Below are 16,700 nucleotides of genomic sequence, written 5' to 3' on the forward strand. Positions count from 1 at the left end.
CTCAACAAGCTATCTCCGTGCGCGTTTGCCCTGCTGGTCGCGATGCTGTTTAAGCGTCGCGCGCTCCTTGCGTTCGGCCCTTTTGCCCTTAATGGCCGTGACCACAAAGTAGATGACCGCGGCGGCAACGATTGCGCCCACGCACAGGCCAATCGAGCTAAACATTGCTGTCAATTCCATACCGCGTCACCTCTCTTTTAAACGGGACATTCAAGATAGCACCTCAATACCCGCCACCACAGCTCCTTCACGTTCGCCGGCCCTTCGGTCTAACGGATGGCGCGGCGGGGAAAAATCAACTCGTCAAACGATTTAGCATTCGCAATTCCGGCTGCATCGCGCCGGCCGTCATCACATAGAATCGAGCTTCCATGGATACCCTCAACGATCTAAATGAGCGCGTCGACGCCTTCGTCGGCACCAGCTCCTTCGACACGCCTGCCGCGGCAAACGACCAAGCCCCCATCGATGTGCCCGCCGAGGTTCACGAGGACATCGTCGCCTCGGTCGATTTCTCCGAGGTCGAGCTCGCAGACGAGTTCACCGAACCCCAGGTAGCCGTGACCCCCAACGGACTGCTTCCCATGGAGCCGCTGCCCATCGACGGGCGCCTGCGCAAGGCGGCCCTTCGCATGCCTGACGAGATTGAGGAGGCCAGCGGCTTCACGCTCTTCGGCCGTCGTATCAAATCGCTCATCTACACCACCGACGTCGCGGTCATCCGCAACTCCAACGCCGATGCCGTCTTTGCCGTTTACCCCTTCACGCCGCAGCCCGCCATTACGCAGGCGCTGCTGACCGTCGCCGAGTGCCCGGTCTTCGTAGGCGTGGGCGGTGGCACCACCACCGGCAAGCGCTCCGTTCAGATGGCAGCCGTCTCCGAGATGCAGGGCGCGGCGGGCTGTGTGGTCAACTCCCCCGCCACCGCCGAGATGGTCGAGCACATCACCAACATCGCCGACATCCCCGTCATCGCTACGGTCGTTCGCTGCGACGACGATGCCCACGCCAAGGTGCGCGCTGGAGCCAAGATTCTCAACATCGCCGCCGGCAAGAACACGCCCCAGGTCCTACGCGAGCTGCGCGAGCACTATCCCAACCTGCCGCTCATCGCGCCGGGCGGCAAGACGCCCGAGAGCATCCGTGAAACCATCGCCGCAGGCGCCAACGCCATCATCTGGACGCCGCCTTCGGCCCAGCAGCTACAGACCGACATGATGCAGCGTTATCGCAAGATGAAGGAAGACGCCACGCCCGTTATCTCGCGCGACGACGTGCCCATTATCGACCAGGTCGCCGCCGCCGAGGTCAGCCAGGTCGAGAACATGAATCCCGACGTGCCGATTCCCGACGAGGTCATCGAGCGCGTCGCTTCGATCCACGAGCGCGTCGAGGAGCGTCGCGCCAACCGCGGCCTCAAGCCGTCACTGCACGGTTTCTTCTTCCGCGGAAAGAAACGCTAACAAAACATCTTGGCCCGCCCCACAAACGTGAGGCGGGCCGTTTTCGTCTGAGCAATCATGCAGCGATGTGATGGGGCAAATTAATCCACGCGTTTGTCGCCCATAAAGAAGAGCGCCACCGTGCCAGGTCCGGTATGCGAGCCAATCAGAGTACCGATGTTATTGATCTCAATCTTGCCTTTAAGCTGAGGAACCTGTTCCTCAATCAGCGCCGCAACTGCCTCGGCATCCTCGCGGCACGCCGAGTGCGACATGATGCACTTACCCGAATAATCCGCACCGTCTTGCACGTGTGCCATCATGGTCTTAGCCATCTCGGAAATCGCGCGCTTCTTAGTGCGAATCTTCTCACGTGGCGACAGCTTACCTTCGCAATCGACCGTCATAAGTGGGCAAATCTTAAGCGCCGTGCCGATGATCGCGCTCGCAGCCGAAATGCGACCGCCGCGCAGGTAGCTCGATAGATCGGTCGAGAAGAACCAATGGTGCAGGTTGAGCTTGTGCTCCTCAATCCAAGCGGCCGTCTCGTCGAGTGAAGCCCCGCTATCGCGCACGTCGGCGGCACATTCCGCCAGCAGGCCAAAGCCCGAAGACGCCGCTAGCGAATCGATGACGCGCACCTTGCCGCCCTGGGGATAGCGATCCACGAGCATCTGCGCCGCAACGCAAGCCGAGCCATACGTACCCGAAATACCCGACGACAACGTCAGGTGCAGCACGTCTTTACCCTCGGCAACAAACGGCTCCCAAAACTCCTCGTACTCGCCCACGCTCACCTGAGACGTCTTGGGCATGGCGCCTGCGGCAATCTGGGCAAAAAACTCGTCCGGCGTAATCGACTGATACAGATCGTCCGTATAGACAACATCGTCGATCTCGTAATGAAAACACACGACAGGGATATTGCGCGACGCAAAGAACTCACGGGTTCGGTCGGCGGCGGATTCACAGGTCAGGACAAAATCACTCATATGAGGCTCCTTACTCATTGCTGCGCAAATTATCGCACAGTGAGCCTACATACGGTACATATGTCCACTATTTACCAAATCGAACCAATAATAGCGAACATCTTTACCACCATCGTCTCCACCGACCCCACGCATAAATATCTGAGAAAACACCCTCTGTCGTCTCCACTCAACCGCCATATCTACCTCCACTAAATCGATTTACCAAACCGTTCGGCTAACAATTCGGCTGCCCATCCCCAATCGAAACAAAAGCGGCGCATACTGATAAACGTTTGACGCTGTTTATCAGTTTTACCAGCCCTATCGGAAGGTGTTTCATGGTCGCATTCGATCGCAATCCGCAAGACTTCAAGTATCTGCGCCTGCTGTCGAGACAGTTTCCCACCGAGCAATCCGCGTTTACCGAGATTATCAATCTCTCGGCCATTCTCAACCTGCCCAAGGGCACCGAACATTTTATGAGCGACGTGCATGGCGAGTACGAAGCCTTTATGCACATCCTCAACAACTGCTCGGGCGTCGTGCGCGAGCATGTCGACGAGATCTTTGGCGACACGCTCACCTTTGACGAAAAGGGCGAGCTGTGCACGCTCATCTACTATCCGCGCGAGAAGATCGACCTGGTCCGCAGCCAGCGCGAAGACTCGCCCACCTGGTACAAGACGATGCTTGATCAGCTCATCATGGTTGCCCGCTCGCTTTCGAGCCGCTATACGCGCTCCAAGGTGCGTAAGGCCATCCCACGCGATTACTCCTACATCATCGACGAGCTGCTACACACGCATCCGGACGAGAACAACTATCGCGTGCGCTATCACGAGCGCATCGTGGAGTCCATACTGGAGACCGCCAGCGCTGACGACTTTATCGAGTCGCTTGCCTCGCTCATCAAGCGCCTGGCCGTCGACCACCTGCACCTGGTGGGCGACATCTTCGACCGCGGCGGCGGCGCGGCCAAGATTATGGACCGCCTGCTCACCTACCATTCACTCGACATCCAGTGGGGCAACCACGACCTGCTGTGGATGGGCGCTGCGGCCGGTGAGCCCGCCTGCATCGCCACGGTGCTGCGCAACAACCTACGCTACGACAACTACGAGATCCTGGAGAACGACTACGGTATCTCGCTGCGTGAGCTTGTCGCCTTTGCCGATGCCACCTACACCGCCGGTGAGTCCATCACCCCGCTGATCAAGGCCATCAACGTGCTGCTCTTTAAGCTCGAGGGTCAGATTATCCAGCGCCACCCCGAGTTCGACATGACCGACCGCCTGCTACTCGACAAGATCGACCACGACACCGGCACGGTCACGCTCGCCGACGGCAGCGTGTGGCCGCTCACGACCAACGACTTCCCCACCGTCGACCCGGCGGACCCCTATACGCTCACGTCTCAGGAGCAGCACATCATCGACAAGCTCGTGTCCGAGTTTGTCACCGCCGATCACCTGCATCGCCATATCGATTTCCTCTATTCCCACGGCTCGATGTACAAAGTCGCCAACGGCAACCTGCTCTTCCACGGCTGCGTGCCACTCAACGAAGACGGCACCTTTAGCAGCATGAACTGCCTGGGCACCTGGCACGCTGGCCGCGATTATCTCGATTTTTGCGACCACATCGCCCGCCGCGCCTGGCGCATGGGCGACCGCGACGCCCTCGACTGGATGTGGTACCTGTGGATCGGCTTTAACTCACCCGCCAGCGGACGCCTGGTGCGTACCTTTGAGCGCGCCTATATCGCCGATAAGAGCACCTGGGTCGAGCCGATGGACCCATACTTTACGCTTACCAAGTCGCCCTCGGTCTGCGACGACATCATGCGCGAGTTTGGCGTCGCGCCCATGGCATGCTCACCGACCGGTCACATCATCAACGGCCACACGCCCGTTAAAACCACCAAGGGCGAGCAGCCCATCCGCGCCGAAGGCAAGCTGCTGGTCATCGATGGCGGCTTCTGCCGCGCTTACCATCCCAAGACGGGTATCGCCGGCTATACGCTCATCTCGAGCTCGCGCGGCTGCCGCCTCAAGTCGCACCGGGCCTTTACGACGGTTGCCGAGGCACTCACACGCAACGTGGACATCGAGAGCGAGACCAACCGTTTTGACCAAGCAGACCGTCGCCGCATGGTGAGCGACACCGATACTGGCGCCAAGATTCGCAGCCAGATCCAGGATCTGCGCCAGCTGCTCGATGCATATAGAAACGGTGCTATCGAGGAGCGCGTCTAGCCCCACCCGCGGGGATTGGCTAAACTTGCTGAGTTTGTCATCCCCACGGCGCCCCGGCGCCACCATAAGGCAGGTACCATGCAAAAGCTCCTTGCGCAGATCATGAAGTTTGGCGTCGTCGGCGTCATTGCCACGGTCATCGACTTTGGCATTATGAATCTGCTCCACTACGGTCTGGGCCTTAACATCCTAATCGCCAACACCAGCGGCTTTATCATCTCACTCATCTTTAACTACCTCGCAAGCATGAAATACGTGTTTGCGCACAAGGAAGGCATAAGCCGCCGCCGCGAGTTCATTATCTTTGTCGTGCTGTCCGTGATCGGCCTGGCACTCAACGACGGTATCGTGTTGACACTCAACGCCGGCCTGGGACTCGAGGCCAATATCGCCAAGATCTGCGCCACCGCGCTTGTCATGGTCTACAACTTTGTGACCCGAAAGATCTTCCTGGAAGGCGACGAGACCAAGTAACTCGCAACCTTACAGCTTTACAATGCCCACGGATGACGCGCGTCGAGCGCCGTGTTGTTCGCGGGCATTGCTCGTTTACGGGCAAATTTTCAACGTTTGCGGATTAGCTCTTGAAAATTTGGCGAGTTCGTATAGTTCTTGGCAAAGACCTTACGTTTCCCTTGCAAAAGCTCTAAAGTATCCTCTGCTCGATTTATCAACGCATTGGATGTGATTACGTGCGCAAGGCACTGGCACAACCTCATACCAAGCAGTTCCTCAAGTTCGCTGTCGTGGGCCTTATCTCCTTTGGCATCGACTGGGGTATGCTCATTGCGCTCGTCGAGCTGTTTCACCTCGACTTTTTGATGAGCACCACGGTCTCGTTTACCACCTCCGTTGTGGTCAACTACTGGCTCAGCATGAAGTACGTGTTCGACCATCGCGAGGGCATGAGCCGCAAGCGCGAGTTCACGATCTTCACCATCCTGTCGGTGATCGGCCTGGGCCTCAACGACCTGTACATGTTTGTGGGCGTCACGTTTTTGAGCATCGGCTACCAGGCCATGAAGGCCATCGCCACGTTCCTCGTCACCTGGTACAACTACTTCAGCCGTCGCTTCTTCCTCGAGGGCGCACGGTCGTAGTCGATTCACTATTTGCTTGAATGTATAACCGGTTGGAATTCCCATTCCAACCGGTTTTTTTGTTTGCCGAAAGACCCGGCGACCAAGTCCTCTACGCATGAAAAGCGGGCGGCCCGGATGTTTGTCCGAACCGCCCGCTTGGTGCGCTATGTCGAGGTCATTAGCCTGTAACGTAATACCAGACCACGTTATCGCCGTTGGAGAGAACGTAGTTGCTGCACGCCGTCATGGGCGTTGCGCCGTTGACGGAGTACATCCAGCCGCTCGTGCCGCCGTACTGTTTCTCGGCCAAACCACCAATCGCGGAGACATACGTGCCGTACGACGAGCCGTGTGCGTTGACAGAAAGGCCCAGCGCGCACAGGGCATCGTAGACGGTAGCACCTTCGTTAAAGGTAAAGGAGCCGCCAGAAGACACAGGATTGCCCACAGCGCTCGAAGTGACCGAGACCGACACCGTTACGTAGTTGGACTCCTGCGAACCGCCCTGTCCGCCCGAGGGAGCGCTGCCGCCATTAGAGCTGGAGGCTCCATCAGACGACTGACCGCCGCCCGAAGAAGCACCGCCAGACACATTGGAAGTATCACCGGCTCCCGTATTTTGGGCAGCGGATTTATCGCCAGACTTCTTGCCGTCCTGACCATCGGACTTCTTGCTATCCGAGTTCTTGTCCGATTCCTTGTTTGAAGACTCGGAATCGTCCTTGCCGTCGTTCGAACCCTTGGACTCGTCTTTTGCATCATTCGATGACTTGGAGTCCTCGGAACTGGCCTCGCCCGAAGTCATAGTCGAGCCAGACGCCTTGGTATCCTTGGTGACGACGCTCTCCCCCGTCACGGCCTGAATGATCCAGTCGATGGACCAGGCGCCGCTCTCGGAAGGATGGACGAAGCCCAGCGAGACGACGATCAGAATGGTGCACGCGGCAGTCAGGACGCCGAGAAGAGCCTTGCGACGAGGGGCGGACGCCGCCGAAGCGGCGCCCTGTTGCTTTGTATCGTCGAACTGAATGAACGAGGAATCTGGTTGCTTGGGGTCAGCGTCCTTGGATTTATTGGACACAGCCCTCACCTACCGACGTTTGGTGAACACGAACACGCCGACGATGGCGAGACCGATGACGCCAGCGGCAACGCCAACAATAGCGAGCGGGTTGGTGCCAGCCTCCTGCTCGGAGGCACTAGAGGACTTCTTAGCAGTGGTCGTGGAAGCAGCACCCGTATCGGACTTGCTGTCCTTCTTGTCAGACTTCTTCTCGTCCTTCTTATCGGACTTATCGGTGTCCTTCTTGTCGGACTTGTTGTCCTTGGTCTCGGTCTTGGTCGACACCGTCGTCTTGGTCACCGGCTTCTGACCCGGGGCGATAGCGCCGCCGGCCTGCTGGCCCTTAGAGCCGGAGCCGGAACCCGTGCCAGTGCCAGCGCCAGCGCCAGCGCCGGAACCGTTGCCAGCGCCACCGTTGCCACCATTAGTGCCAGAACCGCCATTGCCGCCAGGGTTAACAGCATTCTTGGTCCACTTGGCATACAGCGTCAGATCGGCCGTCACCGGCGCGCTAAAGTCATACGCCTGCGTGCAAGCCTCATCGGTATACCAACCGCCGAAAGTATAGCCATCGCGCGTCGGATCGGCCGGCTTGACCAGCTTGCCATCGGCCGTAGTCTGGAAGTCGACCTTAGAACCCTCGCCAGTCTCAAACGAGACCTTAACGCCACCACTCAGCTTGAAAAGCGTGCCGGAATCGTTGATGTAGTAGAGGTTACCCTTGGCATCGCAGGCAATCGGCGAGTCACAGTAATTGTTGTGTCCCGCCGCGCTAAACGCACCGGTCGCCTGTGCGTCACCCATCTTGTAGCGATACACGCCACCGCCCGAGGTGTAGTTCACATAGTCGGAAGTCGCACCATAGTTGACAGTGAAATAAACGTACGTGTCATCCGCCTGGACACTCACGAGCGGTGCGCCCTTAATGCCACCGGCAGGAAGCACGGAGCCATCGGCAGACGAAACCAACGTCGTAGCAAAGTCATTATCAAGGTCGACAATCGCCAGCGCCGAACCGCCAGAAACCTCGCCACCGACAATCAGCTTATTGCCATACAGCGTGGGCATGCAGGCACAACCCGTAAGACCAAGATCGATGACGCGTTCTTCGGAAATGCGCGAAGAGGCCCTTGCGTTTGCGTCCGACAGTGCCAGCACGTGGAGCTTGCCGTCACGCGAGATCACATAGGCATGCTTGCCGTCTTTGGACAGTACACAGCTGGAGTTGACGATGGCACCAACCGAAACGCTGCCGAGCACATCACCCGTCGACTTGCTCAGCATCTCAACGGTACCTGCACTCGTCGGAACCAGAATATAGCCGTCGCCCACTGTAGCGCTCGTCCAGTAGTAGCCCTCATCAGCATTAACATGCTGCCAAGAAACAGCGCCGGTCAGTATATTAATACGCGTCAGATGACCGTTATTGTACGTACTCGTTCCATAGTCGACATCAACGGTGCCAACGTAGAGATAGTTGCCATCGACCGTCAACTGGGAATTTGACTGGGCAGATTTGCTCACAGAGTCAGTGACCCAAACCGTCGTCAGCGTATCGGCCGTCAGAGCCTGGACCGCACCGCCGTCGAGCGGGACGATGACCAAGCCTTTCGTATAAATCGGACGCGTGGTGTAGCCAATCGCAGTCTGAAGGTTCGACTCGGCAAGCACCTTGCCCGACTCGGCGTCGATCTTAAGCAAACGCTTGTTCACGGCAAGGTAAACGTTGCCGTTCACGACAATAGGCTCGCTCGCATTGGGATACGTGGCACCCGAGTAGGCCCTCCAATCGAACGTCCAAGAGCTTGCCAGCGTGCCCGTAGGCGTGGACACGTTCTTGACCACCGCATTGGAATTGCCGCTCCAGTCGGCTTTCCAATCGGTCGGGCGCGAAGCGCTCGGATCGACTACGACTTCATCGGGATTAGGAACGGTGTCGCCAGGGGCGTAAGCCCAGACGATTTTGTCGCCCGACTTGAGCACGTAATCGCTATCGAGCTGAGGCCCGGGAACGCCATTAACAAAGAACGACCATGCACCCGACAGCTCGGTGCCATCAAGCGGGGAGACAAGACTATGAACACCCCAATAACCAAATTGGTCGTACATCTTGGACTCAATGCCAATGGCATCGAAGTAGGCAGCGGAAGCGTCCTTGATCGTCGTGCCCTCGACAAACACCTGCGTCGAAGGATCGGTCCAGCGCTGCGCCTTCTCATCCTTCTTACCGATGATCTCCATTGAAACGGAAACCTGGCCGGGCATGGTTCCATCAAAGCCATAGACCCAGGTAACCTTGTCCCCGGCCTTGAGTGTGTAATTGCCCGCGCCGACATTGGCCGCCTGACCGTTAACGAAGAACTGCCAGAATTTCCAAGTGTTTTCGTTAACTTTCTCGCTCGAAAGCGTCACGGTCTTGTTGAACGGTGAAGTCAGCGACTCGAGATACCAGCCGTACGTGCCTTTCCCCGTTTTGGCGCCAATGCCGGCCTTTTTAAAGGCCTGCTCGGAAAGATCAGCAGCGGTCGTGCCCTCTTCCACCAAAGCTGTCGTGGGCTGCGCCCATGTCTGCTGAGCGCCCGAGGCGTCCTGACCGACAACGGTGCAGCTAACGGAAATCTGATTGGCGGGCGCGGGGTCACCGTACTTCGAGTAGCACCAGACGACGGAGTCGCCGTCCTTGAGCGTGTAGCCGCCGGCGCCGACCGCGGAGGCGCTGCCGTTGACGAACAACTGCCAGTACGCGCCGGTCGCCGGGTCGTAGGCGAGCGTGCGGCCCGCGTCGAAGGGCGACGTGATCGAGTTGAGCGCCCAGCCCCAGGAGCCGTTGGGGTCGTAGTCGGCCTTGAGGCCGGCCTGCCTGAAGAGCTGCTCGGAGAGGTCGGCCGCGGTCGAGCCCTCCTTCAGAGCGATCTGCTGCGCGGCGGCCCAGGTCTGCTGGACGCCCTTGGCGTCGGTGCCGACGACGGAGCACGTGGCCGCGACCTCTTGGCTTGCGGATTCGGTAGGCTGAGATTCAGCCTCATCGGAAGCGGCTACAACACTTTTGACGTTCTGTTCGGATGAATCCGGCGAAGCAGTAGGAGCCTCGACTGCGGCAGAATCGTCCGACGCTACGCCGTTGCTATCTGCGGCATTCGCCGAAGCGCCATCGTTAACCGACGCATCGCTCGCGTTAGAGCCGGTTTCAGAAACGACACCGTCGGCAGCACCATCCGCAGGCGCTGCACCCTCGTCCGGCGTCGTAGCCTGAGCCACAGCCTCGGCAATGCCCTCGGCGCCCTCGGCCCACAGCTGAGCCGGCGTGGTGCCAAAGGCCATCGCGAAGGCCAGGAATGCCACCAGGCCGCGCTTGGCTACGCCGCGCGCAATTGCGCCACGGCGATGCGAGACGCGCTGACGCTCGTCCACAAACATATCCATTTGTCTCCCATTGTCTGTACTTGGAGCGTTGCCTTGAGGCTGCCCCACGTCATCGCGCATGTTGCGCTCGAGTTCCCCCATCGGGGTCCCCCTTCCCTCCAGAGCCCTATGCACACCGGCGGCATACGCCGCAACCGCATGCAAGATGGGAGGCGATCCGACTTAACCTTAACGACTCGGGCACGTCGTCCGATCTGCGACGCGAACATCCCGAGCCAAGAGGAATTACGGTTACTGGTACAGCCGGGGACTTGCACCCCAATTCTCCCAAACGCGCAGGTAAACCGCGCATTCATGCGTCTCCGCACCACCATCTAGGCCATCGATTATTACCGTCAAAATGGTATCACGCAAAAGAGCCTCGCACGCAGGCGAAGCCCAAGGTAAAAGCTATTGTTTGCGATAGGAAAATGCGGTGACGGTCGCGGCCTCTAGTGCTTGCCGCCGTGACTGTTGAGCCAGATATTGCGGCCCAGCATAAGCGCCAGCACCAGCGCGCTCACGTAGCCCATAAAGCCAATGACTGGGATACCAAACACAACCGGCTCGATGCGCGCGTAGTACACCACCGACGAACCGATAAACAGGCCAGCAATCACAATTGCCATCGACATACGGTCGATAATTCCGCCCAGCTGTCGCAGCGCCTTATCGCTGCTCATGATCTGCGTGTTCACCTTAAGCTGGCCGCGCGTGAGCATGCGCGAAGCCAGGCCAAGATACTCGGCCGCCTCGAGCGAGCCTTTTGCCGCGCGATAGCTGCTCGCGGCAAGATCGCGTCCCATGTCGCGCACGCGCGCATAAGTGCTTTTTTCGTTTTTGATATGCGTCTGAATGATCTGGATCATGTTGACGTTGGGCATGTACTCGGTCAACAGGCCCTCGAGCGTCACCATGCCGCGGGCGAACATCGTTACCACGCTCGGCAGCTCAACGTCGTTTTTGCGCGCCAGGTTTAACAGCGAGGTCAAAAACTCGCCGATATCCAGATCCTTCAGGTCAAGGCCCGCAAAGTCAGCCACGATAAAGTCCAAATCGGACAAAAAGGCCGAATGATCGAGCTCAGCCGAGTCGCCACGCGTCACGGCGAAGCGCATGAGCGAATCCTTGAGCTTGGGCACGTCACCCTCGGCCACGGCGAAAATCATGTCCTTGACGATACCGCGATCGTGACTCGACATGCGTCCGACCATGCCCAAGTCGATAAAGTAAACGATGCCGTCCTTGAGAATAATGTTTCCCGCATGCGGGTCGGCATGGAAAAAGCCGTCATCGAGCACCTGCGTCGAGTAATCCTCGACGATTGCGGCACCGATCTTTTCCAAGTCATAGCCCTCGGCCACCAAGCGTTCAGGATCGGCGATCGAAATGCCGTCGACGTAGTCCATAACCACCACGTGCTCGGTGCACAGGTCCAGATAGGATTTAGGACACGTCACGCCATGAACGCTCTTATGGAACTCGTAGAAGTCGTTGAGGTTTTTGGCCTCGGCCAAAAAGTTGGTCTCCTCGCGAAACGAGGTCCACAACTCCTCGACTACGCCGTGCAGGTCAACAAATTGATCGGTGTTGACGAACTTGGAAACGATACGCACCACCGAGCGGATGATATCGATGTCCTGTGCCATAACCTGCTGCGCACCGGGGCGCTGCACCTTGACGGCCACGTCCTCGCCCGTCACCAGACGAGCGCGGTGCACCTGCGCGAGCGATGCGCTACCAAGCGGATTGGGGTCGATCGCATCGAACATCTCCCCCAGGCGCAGGCCGTATTCTTCTTCCAGACAACTGAGTACGACCTCGTACGGCACCGGCTCCACGTCGGAGCGCAGACGACGCAGCTCGTCGCAAAAGCGTTGCGGCAGAATCTCGGACCGGTTGGCCAGAATCTGCCCCATCTTGACGAACATGGGGCCGAGTTCCTCGAGCAGGCGGCGCAAACGAACCGGCGTGAGGTTGTCCCACACGCGATACTTTTTGATCAGGCGAACAATCTGCCCAATGCGCTCACGACGACCTGCCGGCGTGAGTTGGTATTCCTCGTCCGGTGCCATCGCGTCGGGCTCTTCGGGGACCATATCGACAGCGCGCGGCTTCTTGCGAGCGCCCGAGACGGCGGCATCGACCTCATCGACAACCGCCGCCTCGTCACCCAAGGGATCTAGATTGTTGTAATCGGTAGTGGAATCTGCCATCTGCGCTGCTACTCGGCCTCTTCGGTGTCCCCTGCATCGTCGGGCTCAACGGACTCGACGGGCACCGAGGTCACGTTGTCCTCGACCGAATCGACGATATCGCGCACATGGGCCAGGAAGGCCGTGCGCTCGGGGGCGGTCATAACGCGGACGCGAGCCAGGATGAGCTCATCGAGCACGCGCTGGGCCGCAGTCTCGCCCTGCATGCCCAGGCGCTCGGTCAGGTCGGAGATGGTGCCACCCGCCTGCTCGAACATATCGGACACGCTGCGGGCGATATCGGGGGTGCCGGCATCCTTGCGGACCTGCTCGCCCTTGGTACCGAGGTCGTCGAGGACCTTCTTGCCGCCCTCGACGGCAACGGCGGCGGCACCGAAGCCCACGTTAATGGCGCCGTTAACAAGCTGATCGAGTTTCATAACCATGGTTGGCTCCAATCATGAACAACTGCATTGGCCTTCTTGTACCCAAGATTGAGTGAACGACACAAAATCGTTTTACCGCCAAGATAGAAATCGAGCGGGGCAAAGCCTTTGACGGCGTTTGCCCCGCTCGTTCGCTGCAATACGGCTTTTACCTAATGTTGTCGTTCATCGCGAAAGAGTTCTTCATGGCGCAGCTCGTGGTGTAGAGCACCTTGCCCAACAGGGCATCGGTCTCCACGCGCATGAGCTCGGCAAAGGCCTCGTTGGCGCGGGCGAGCTCGGCGGGCACTTCGGCCTCGGGCAGCGTGGCTACGACAGCGTCAACGTCGTGAATCTGCTTGTGGCCCATGCCGCCGACCTTCTCCTGGTAGTCCTCCACGGCGCGACCGCACTCATGGAAACGGACGTCGGCCAGGGCGCCGATCAGGCGGTTGGCCCAGTAGAAGTTTTCGGACGTTACGCGAGCCTGCGTGTCGGCATAGTACTCGGGCATGGTCTCGACGTTGGCGTACAGCGGAACCAGCGCGTTAAACGAGTTGGAGCCAAAGGCCATCCACTGCACGGCGCGGTAGGCCGGCTGCGCATAGGGACGCAGCTGCAGTACGGCGAGTTGGCTGTTGCGGTTGATGCCGATGGGGCGATAGGCGCCACGCGTGGCGGGCGTGCCCTTGCTGCCGTAGCAGTCGTACTCCGTGCCCTGGTAGTGGCTCGAGAGTACGTACTTGATGTCCTCGATGGTCACCTTGCGCTCGGGCACGCGGCTCCAGGGAATATCGTCGCTCTCGGGCGTGTAGTCGGCCTCGGGACCGTCCCACACATCGCTGGGGTTAAGGCAGCGCTGCATATACCAGGCGCGCGGCGTGTTGTAGACGTGGTCGCTGTCGCTGTGCGAGCCAAAGGCCTCGCGCGGGTTGAAGACCGCGGCCGGACCGTCGCCCTCGACGCCCAGCGTCAGGTCCAGATGCCACTCGGCCATCCAAGCGCGCAGGTCGGCGGAGCACATGTGATCGGCCTGGGCGCCCTCGGCGTCATCCAGGTCAAAGCTGTCGATACCCAGCTGGTTGGGCATGGTCACATAGGCGTCATCGGGCACGCGCTTGGCGATCCAGTGGTGACCGCCGATGGTCTCGAGCCACCAGATCTCGTCCACGTCGCTAAAGGCGATGCCGTTGTTCTCGTAGGTGCCATAACGCTCGAGCAGGTCACCCAGAATGCGTACGCCGTCGCGGGCGGATTTGGCATATGGCAGCACCAGGGTCACCATGTCCTCCTCGCCCAGACCGCCGGGCTGCGCCGGAACATAGCCGTCCTCGTCCTCGTTGCCCTTGGCGGGCACGTAGTCGACGAGCGGGTCGGCGCCGCGAACGCGCTCGTTGGTGGTGAGCGTCTCGGTTGCGGACATGCCCACATTGAGCTCGTTGAAACCGGCCTCGGCCCAGATGCCGTGGCCCGGGACAACATCGGGGACGCTCGTGTAGCGCATGGGGTTATCGGGCAGTTCAACGGTCAGGTGACTCAGGACGCTCGTATAGACGCGCGGCTGCTCGTCGGGATGCACCACACGCATACGCTTGGGCTCAAACACCCCGTTGGACGAATCCTCGTTGCGGGCGACAAGCGTCGACCCGTCGTAGCTCGCATTCTTACCAACCAGAATCGTTGTGCACGGCATGCGCATCCTCCTTGAGCGAAGAAATCAAACGATAACAGTGTATCGCTTCGGCGCAGAAAGGGCGAAACCACGGCCCCGGCAAACCCGGTGGGCAAAAAATGCCAAATATGAGTACTGTCACCAATTTAGTAACAGCAATTTTGCTACGTATGGGTGTCGAAAGTCTACATTTGTTCAAAAATTAGATGATGTAATTCCTCATAGGTCCAATAAAATAGGCTCTCTATCGATAATAAATATCGTTAGAAAGCCTATTTGACCTAAAATATATGTGACTATCTTGGCAACAGTACTCATATTTGGCATTTTCTGTCCACGGGGTATAGAGCTAACCCCTCAAACAGCCCAAAACGCCTATTTCGATGCGCGCTCGGCCGCTTCGATCACGTGTTTAGCGAGGATCGCCGTCGTCACAGCGCCCACGCCGCCCGGCACGGGCGTGATGGCGTTAACGACCGGCTCCGCAGCATCAGAATCGACGTCACCCACCAGCTTGCCAGCGGCCTCGTCCCAATTAATGCCAACATCGATGATCGTCTGGCCCTCGCGAACCGCATCCACGCCAATCGTACGCGCGCGTCCAACGGCGGCAACCACAATGTCGGCAGCACGGCACTCGGCAGCAAGGTCGCGCGTATGCGTATGGCACGTCGTCACGGTCGCATTGCGCGCCGTAAGCATGGCGGCAACAGGACGCCCGATCACCAGCGAGCGCCCGACCACAGCAACCTTAGCTCCATCCAGCTCAACGCCGTAATGATCCAGCAAAGCAAGCACGGCTTCGGCTGTGCAGGGGGCAAAACCCTCGCCGCGCCCCGAAAGCGTGGTGAGCAGCGAAACCGGCGTCATGGAGTCAACGTCCTTGGCAGGATCGAGTGCCGCGGCAACCGCATCCTCGTCAAGGCCGGCGGGCAGCGGGCGGAACATCAGGCAGCCATGAACAGACGAATCGGTATTGATGTCCTCGATGGCCGCCAACAGCTCGTCCTGCGAAACATCGGCGGGAAGCAAAACGCGGCGAGCCTCAATGCCAACCTTTTCGCAGCGCTTGAGCGCACCGCGCTCGTAGGATAGGTCGTCCTCGCGTTCACCCACGCGCACGATAGCCAGCGTCGGCACAACGCCGCGCTCGCGCAAAGCCACGCAGCGCGCAGCAAGTTCCTCAGTCAAAGCGCGAGCAACGGGGGCACCCTTCAGCAGTTCAGCCATGGCTATCCCCTCTTCCTTGCGGCGTCGGCGGCGCGGCGCGCCAGCGCATCGGCGCGCGGCAACCACATGTCGAGCAACTCATCACACGCCGTCTCGAGCTCCTCAGCACGAGCGCGATCCTTCATAGACGTGGTGTTCGCAAAGAGCGTCAAGCTCGCGCCCTGCATAGCGGAACGGCAGAACACGGCGCCGCACGCCACATCGGACAGCAGCTGACGCGAACCCTTGTCGGCCATGTCCTCGAGCAGCGCCAGCGCGCGCCCGCAGGCATCCATAATGCGATACGGCGGCATAGCGGCCACATGCAGCGCATCCTGAATCGCGGTCGCTCGAGCCGGATCGTCACGCGGAATACCGTATGCCGCGGACACCTGCCCATAGGCACGAACGTCCTCGGCAACCAACTCGACAAGCTCCTGGGCCAGCTCATCAGCATGGGCAAACGCACGCGTCAGGTCATCCGCACGATCAGCAAGCGCGGGATTGGTCGCACCGTAGCGGGCAACCATTCCGCACAGCGAGGCGCCCAGCGCGCCCACAAAGGCGCTCGCGCTGCCACCGCCGGGAACCGGCTCGCGCGCGGCCAGCGCCTCGGCAAACCCGCGGCAGGTCTTGTCCATCATCTCTTGGCTCATGCACATGCACCTTCAAGTCATATACATCGGTCGGGTGGCAACCGCCGACCGACCGCATCGATCACGTAATGGTGCTAAGTCTAGCCCATAAGCACATGGGCGTCAGCGCACCTGGCCATCGCGGATTTCTATGGCACACGATAGGCGGCAGCGACACAAACATGGGACACATGGCCCACCTTTCGAGACTCCCGGGCAGCACAAGCTGGGGCATATCTATAAGTAAGGAACCCGTTGGGGCACGGCCGGGCAACGGCCACAAGCAATGAACGGAGGCATAAGCCGCACAGCACACAGAGACATCCGCCGCCAGCGCAATCAGTAC

General features: G+C 59.5%; 13 protein-coding genes. 4 read left to right on the plus strand and 9 right to left on the minus strand.

Annotated features, from left to right (window positions below):
- Positions 1-9: 9 nt before the first annotated feature.
- Positions 10-180, minus strand: coding sequence for a hypothetical protein (locus DW151_RS10585; RefSeq protein WP_158568425.1), 171 nt, complete (start codon positions 178-180; stop codon positions 10-12).
- Positions 181-371: 191 nt separating this feature from the next.
- Between DW151_RS10585 and DW151_RS07010 the strand changes: the two genes are divergently transcribed.
- A complete protein-coding gene (locus tag DW151_RS07010; protein WP_117639734.1) occupies positions 372-1,463 on the plus strand; it encodes a hypothetical protein in 1,092 nt (363 codons plus the stop codon).
- An 80-nt stretch (positions 1,464-1,543) separates the two neighbouring features.
- On the opposite strand, the gene DW151_RS07015 is transcribed toward DW151_RS07010, so the two are convergent.
- Positions 1,544-2,434 (minus strand): DegV family protein, encoded by an 891-nt coding sequence (locus DW151_RS07015; RefSeq protein WP_118335099.1) that lies wholly within the window; start codon positions 2,432-2,434, stop codon positions 1,544-1,546.
- Positions 2,435-2,754: 320 nt separating this feature from the next.
- On the opposite strand from DW151_RS07015, the gene DW151_RS07020 reads away from it, so the two are divergent.
- The 3 genes from DW151_RS07020 (at position 2,755) to DW151_RS07030 (ending at position 5,771) form a co-directional block, all read left to right on the plus strand.
- Entirely contained in the window at positions 2,755-4,671 is a 1,917-nt protein-coding gene (locus tag DW151_RS07020) for a fructose-1,6-bisphosphatase (protein WP_118335101.1), read from the plus strand.
- Between the two features lie 78 nt (positions 4,672-4,749).
- The gene (locus DW151_RS07025) at positions 4,750-5,145 is read left to right on the plus strand and encodes a GtrA family protein (protein WP_117629590.1); all 396 of its coding nucleotides are present in this window, start codon (positions 4,750-4,752) and stop codon (positions 5,143-5,145) included.
- Between the two features lie 218 nt (positions 5,146-5,363).
- On the plus strand, positions 5,364-5,771 hold the full coding sequence (locus DW151_RS07030) for a GtrA family protein (protein WP_055250894.1): 408 nt from the start codon (positions 5,364-5,366) through the stop codon (positions 5,769-5,771).
- Between the two features lie 160 nt (positions 5,772-5,931).
- On the opposite strand, the gene DW151_RS07035 is transcribed toward DW151_RS07030, so the two are convergent.
- The 7 genes from DW151_RS07035 to DW151_RS07065 all read right to left on the minus strand — a co-directional run bounded on the left by DW151_RS07035 (position 5,932) and on the right by DW151_RS07065 (position 16,375).
- Positions 5,932-6,834: a DUF4430 domain-containing protein gene (locus DW151_RS07035; protein ID WP_233543366.1), complete on the minus strand. Its 903-nt coding sequence runs from the start codon at positions 6,832-6,834 to the stop codon at positions 5,932-5,934.
- A 9-nt stretch (positions 6,835-6,843) separates the two neighbouring features.
- Entirely contained in the window at positions 6,844-10,239 is a 3,396-nt protein-coding gene (locus DW151_RS07040) for a DUF4430 domain-containing protein (RefSeq protein WP_158571673.1), read from the minus strand.
- Between the two features lie 431 nt (positions 10,240-10,670).
- Positions 10,671-12,434 carry an AarF/ABC1/UbiB kinase family protein gene (locus DW151_RS07045; RefSeq protein ID WP_118335105.1) on the minus strand — a complete coding sequence of 588 codons (1,764 nt, stop codon included), beginning with the start codon at positions 12,432-12,434 and terminating at the stop codon, positions 10,671-10,673.
- An 8-nt stretch (positions 12,435-12,442) separates the two neighbouring features.
- On the minus strand, positions 12,443-12,859 hold the full coding sequence (locus tag DW151_RS07050) for a hypothetical protein (RefSeq protein ID WP_118227279.1): 417 nt from the start codon (positions 12,857-12,859) through the stop codon (positions 12,443-12,445).
- A 148-nt stretch (positions 12,860-13,007) separates the two neighbouring features.
- Positions 13,008-14,531, minus strand: coding sequence for a C69 family dipeptidase (locus DW151_RS07055; protein WP_118335107.1), 1,524 nt, complete (start codon positions 14,529-14,531; stop codon positions 13,008-13,010).
- 354 nt (positions 14,532-14,885) lie between these two features.
- Positions 14,886-15,740 carry a bifunctional 5,10-methylenetetrahydrofolate dehydrogenase/5,10-methenyltetrahydrofolate cyclohydrolase gene (locus tag DW151_RS07060; protein ID WP_118335109.1) on the minus strand — a complete coding sequence of 285 codons (855 nt, stop codon included), beginning with the start codon at positions 15,738-15,740 and terminating at the stop codon, positions 14,886-14,888.
- A 2-nt stretch (positions 15,741-15,742) separates the two neighbouring features.
- Positions 15,743-16,375: a cyclodeaminase/cyclohydrolase family protein gene (locus DW151_RS07065; protein WP_158549281.1), complete on the minus strand. Its 633-nt coding sequence runs from the start codon at positions 16,373-16,375 to the stop codon at positions 15,743-15,745.
- Positions 16,376-16,700: the final 325 nt, after the last annotated feature.

This window comes from Collinsella sp. AM13-34, from assembly GCF_003473055.1.
In the GTDB taxonomy this organism is placed as follows: Bacteria; Actinomycetota; Coriobacteriia; order Coriobacteriales; family Coriobacteriaceae; genus Collinsella.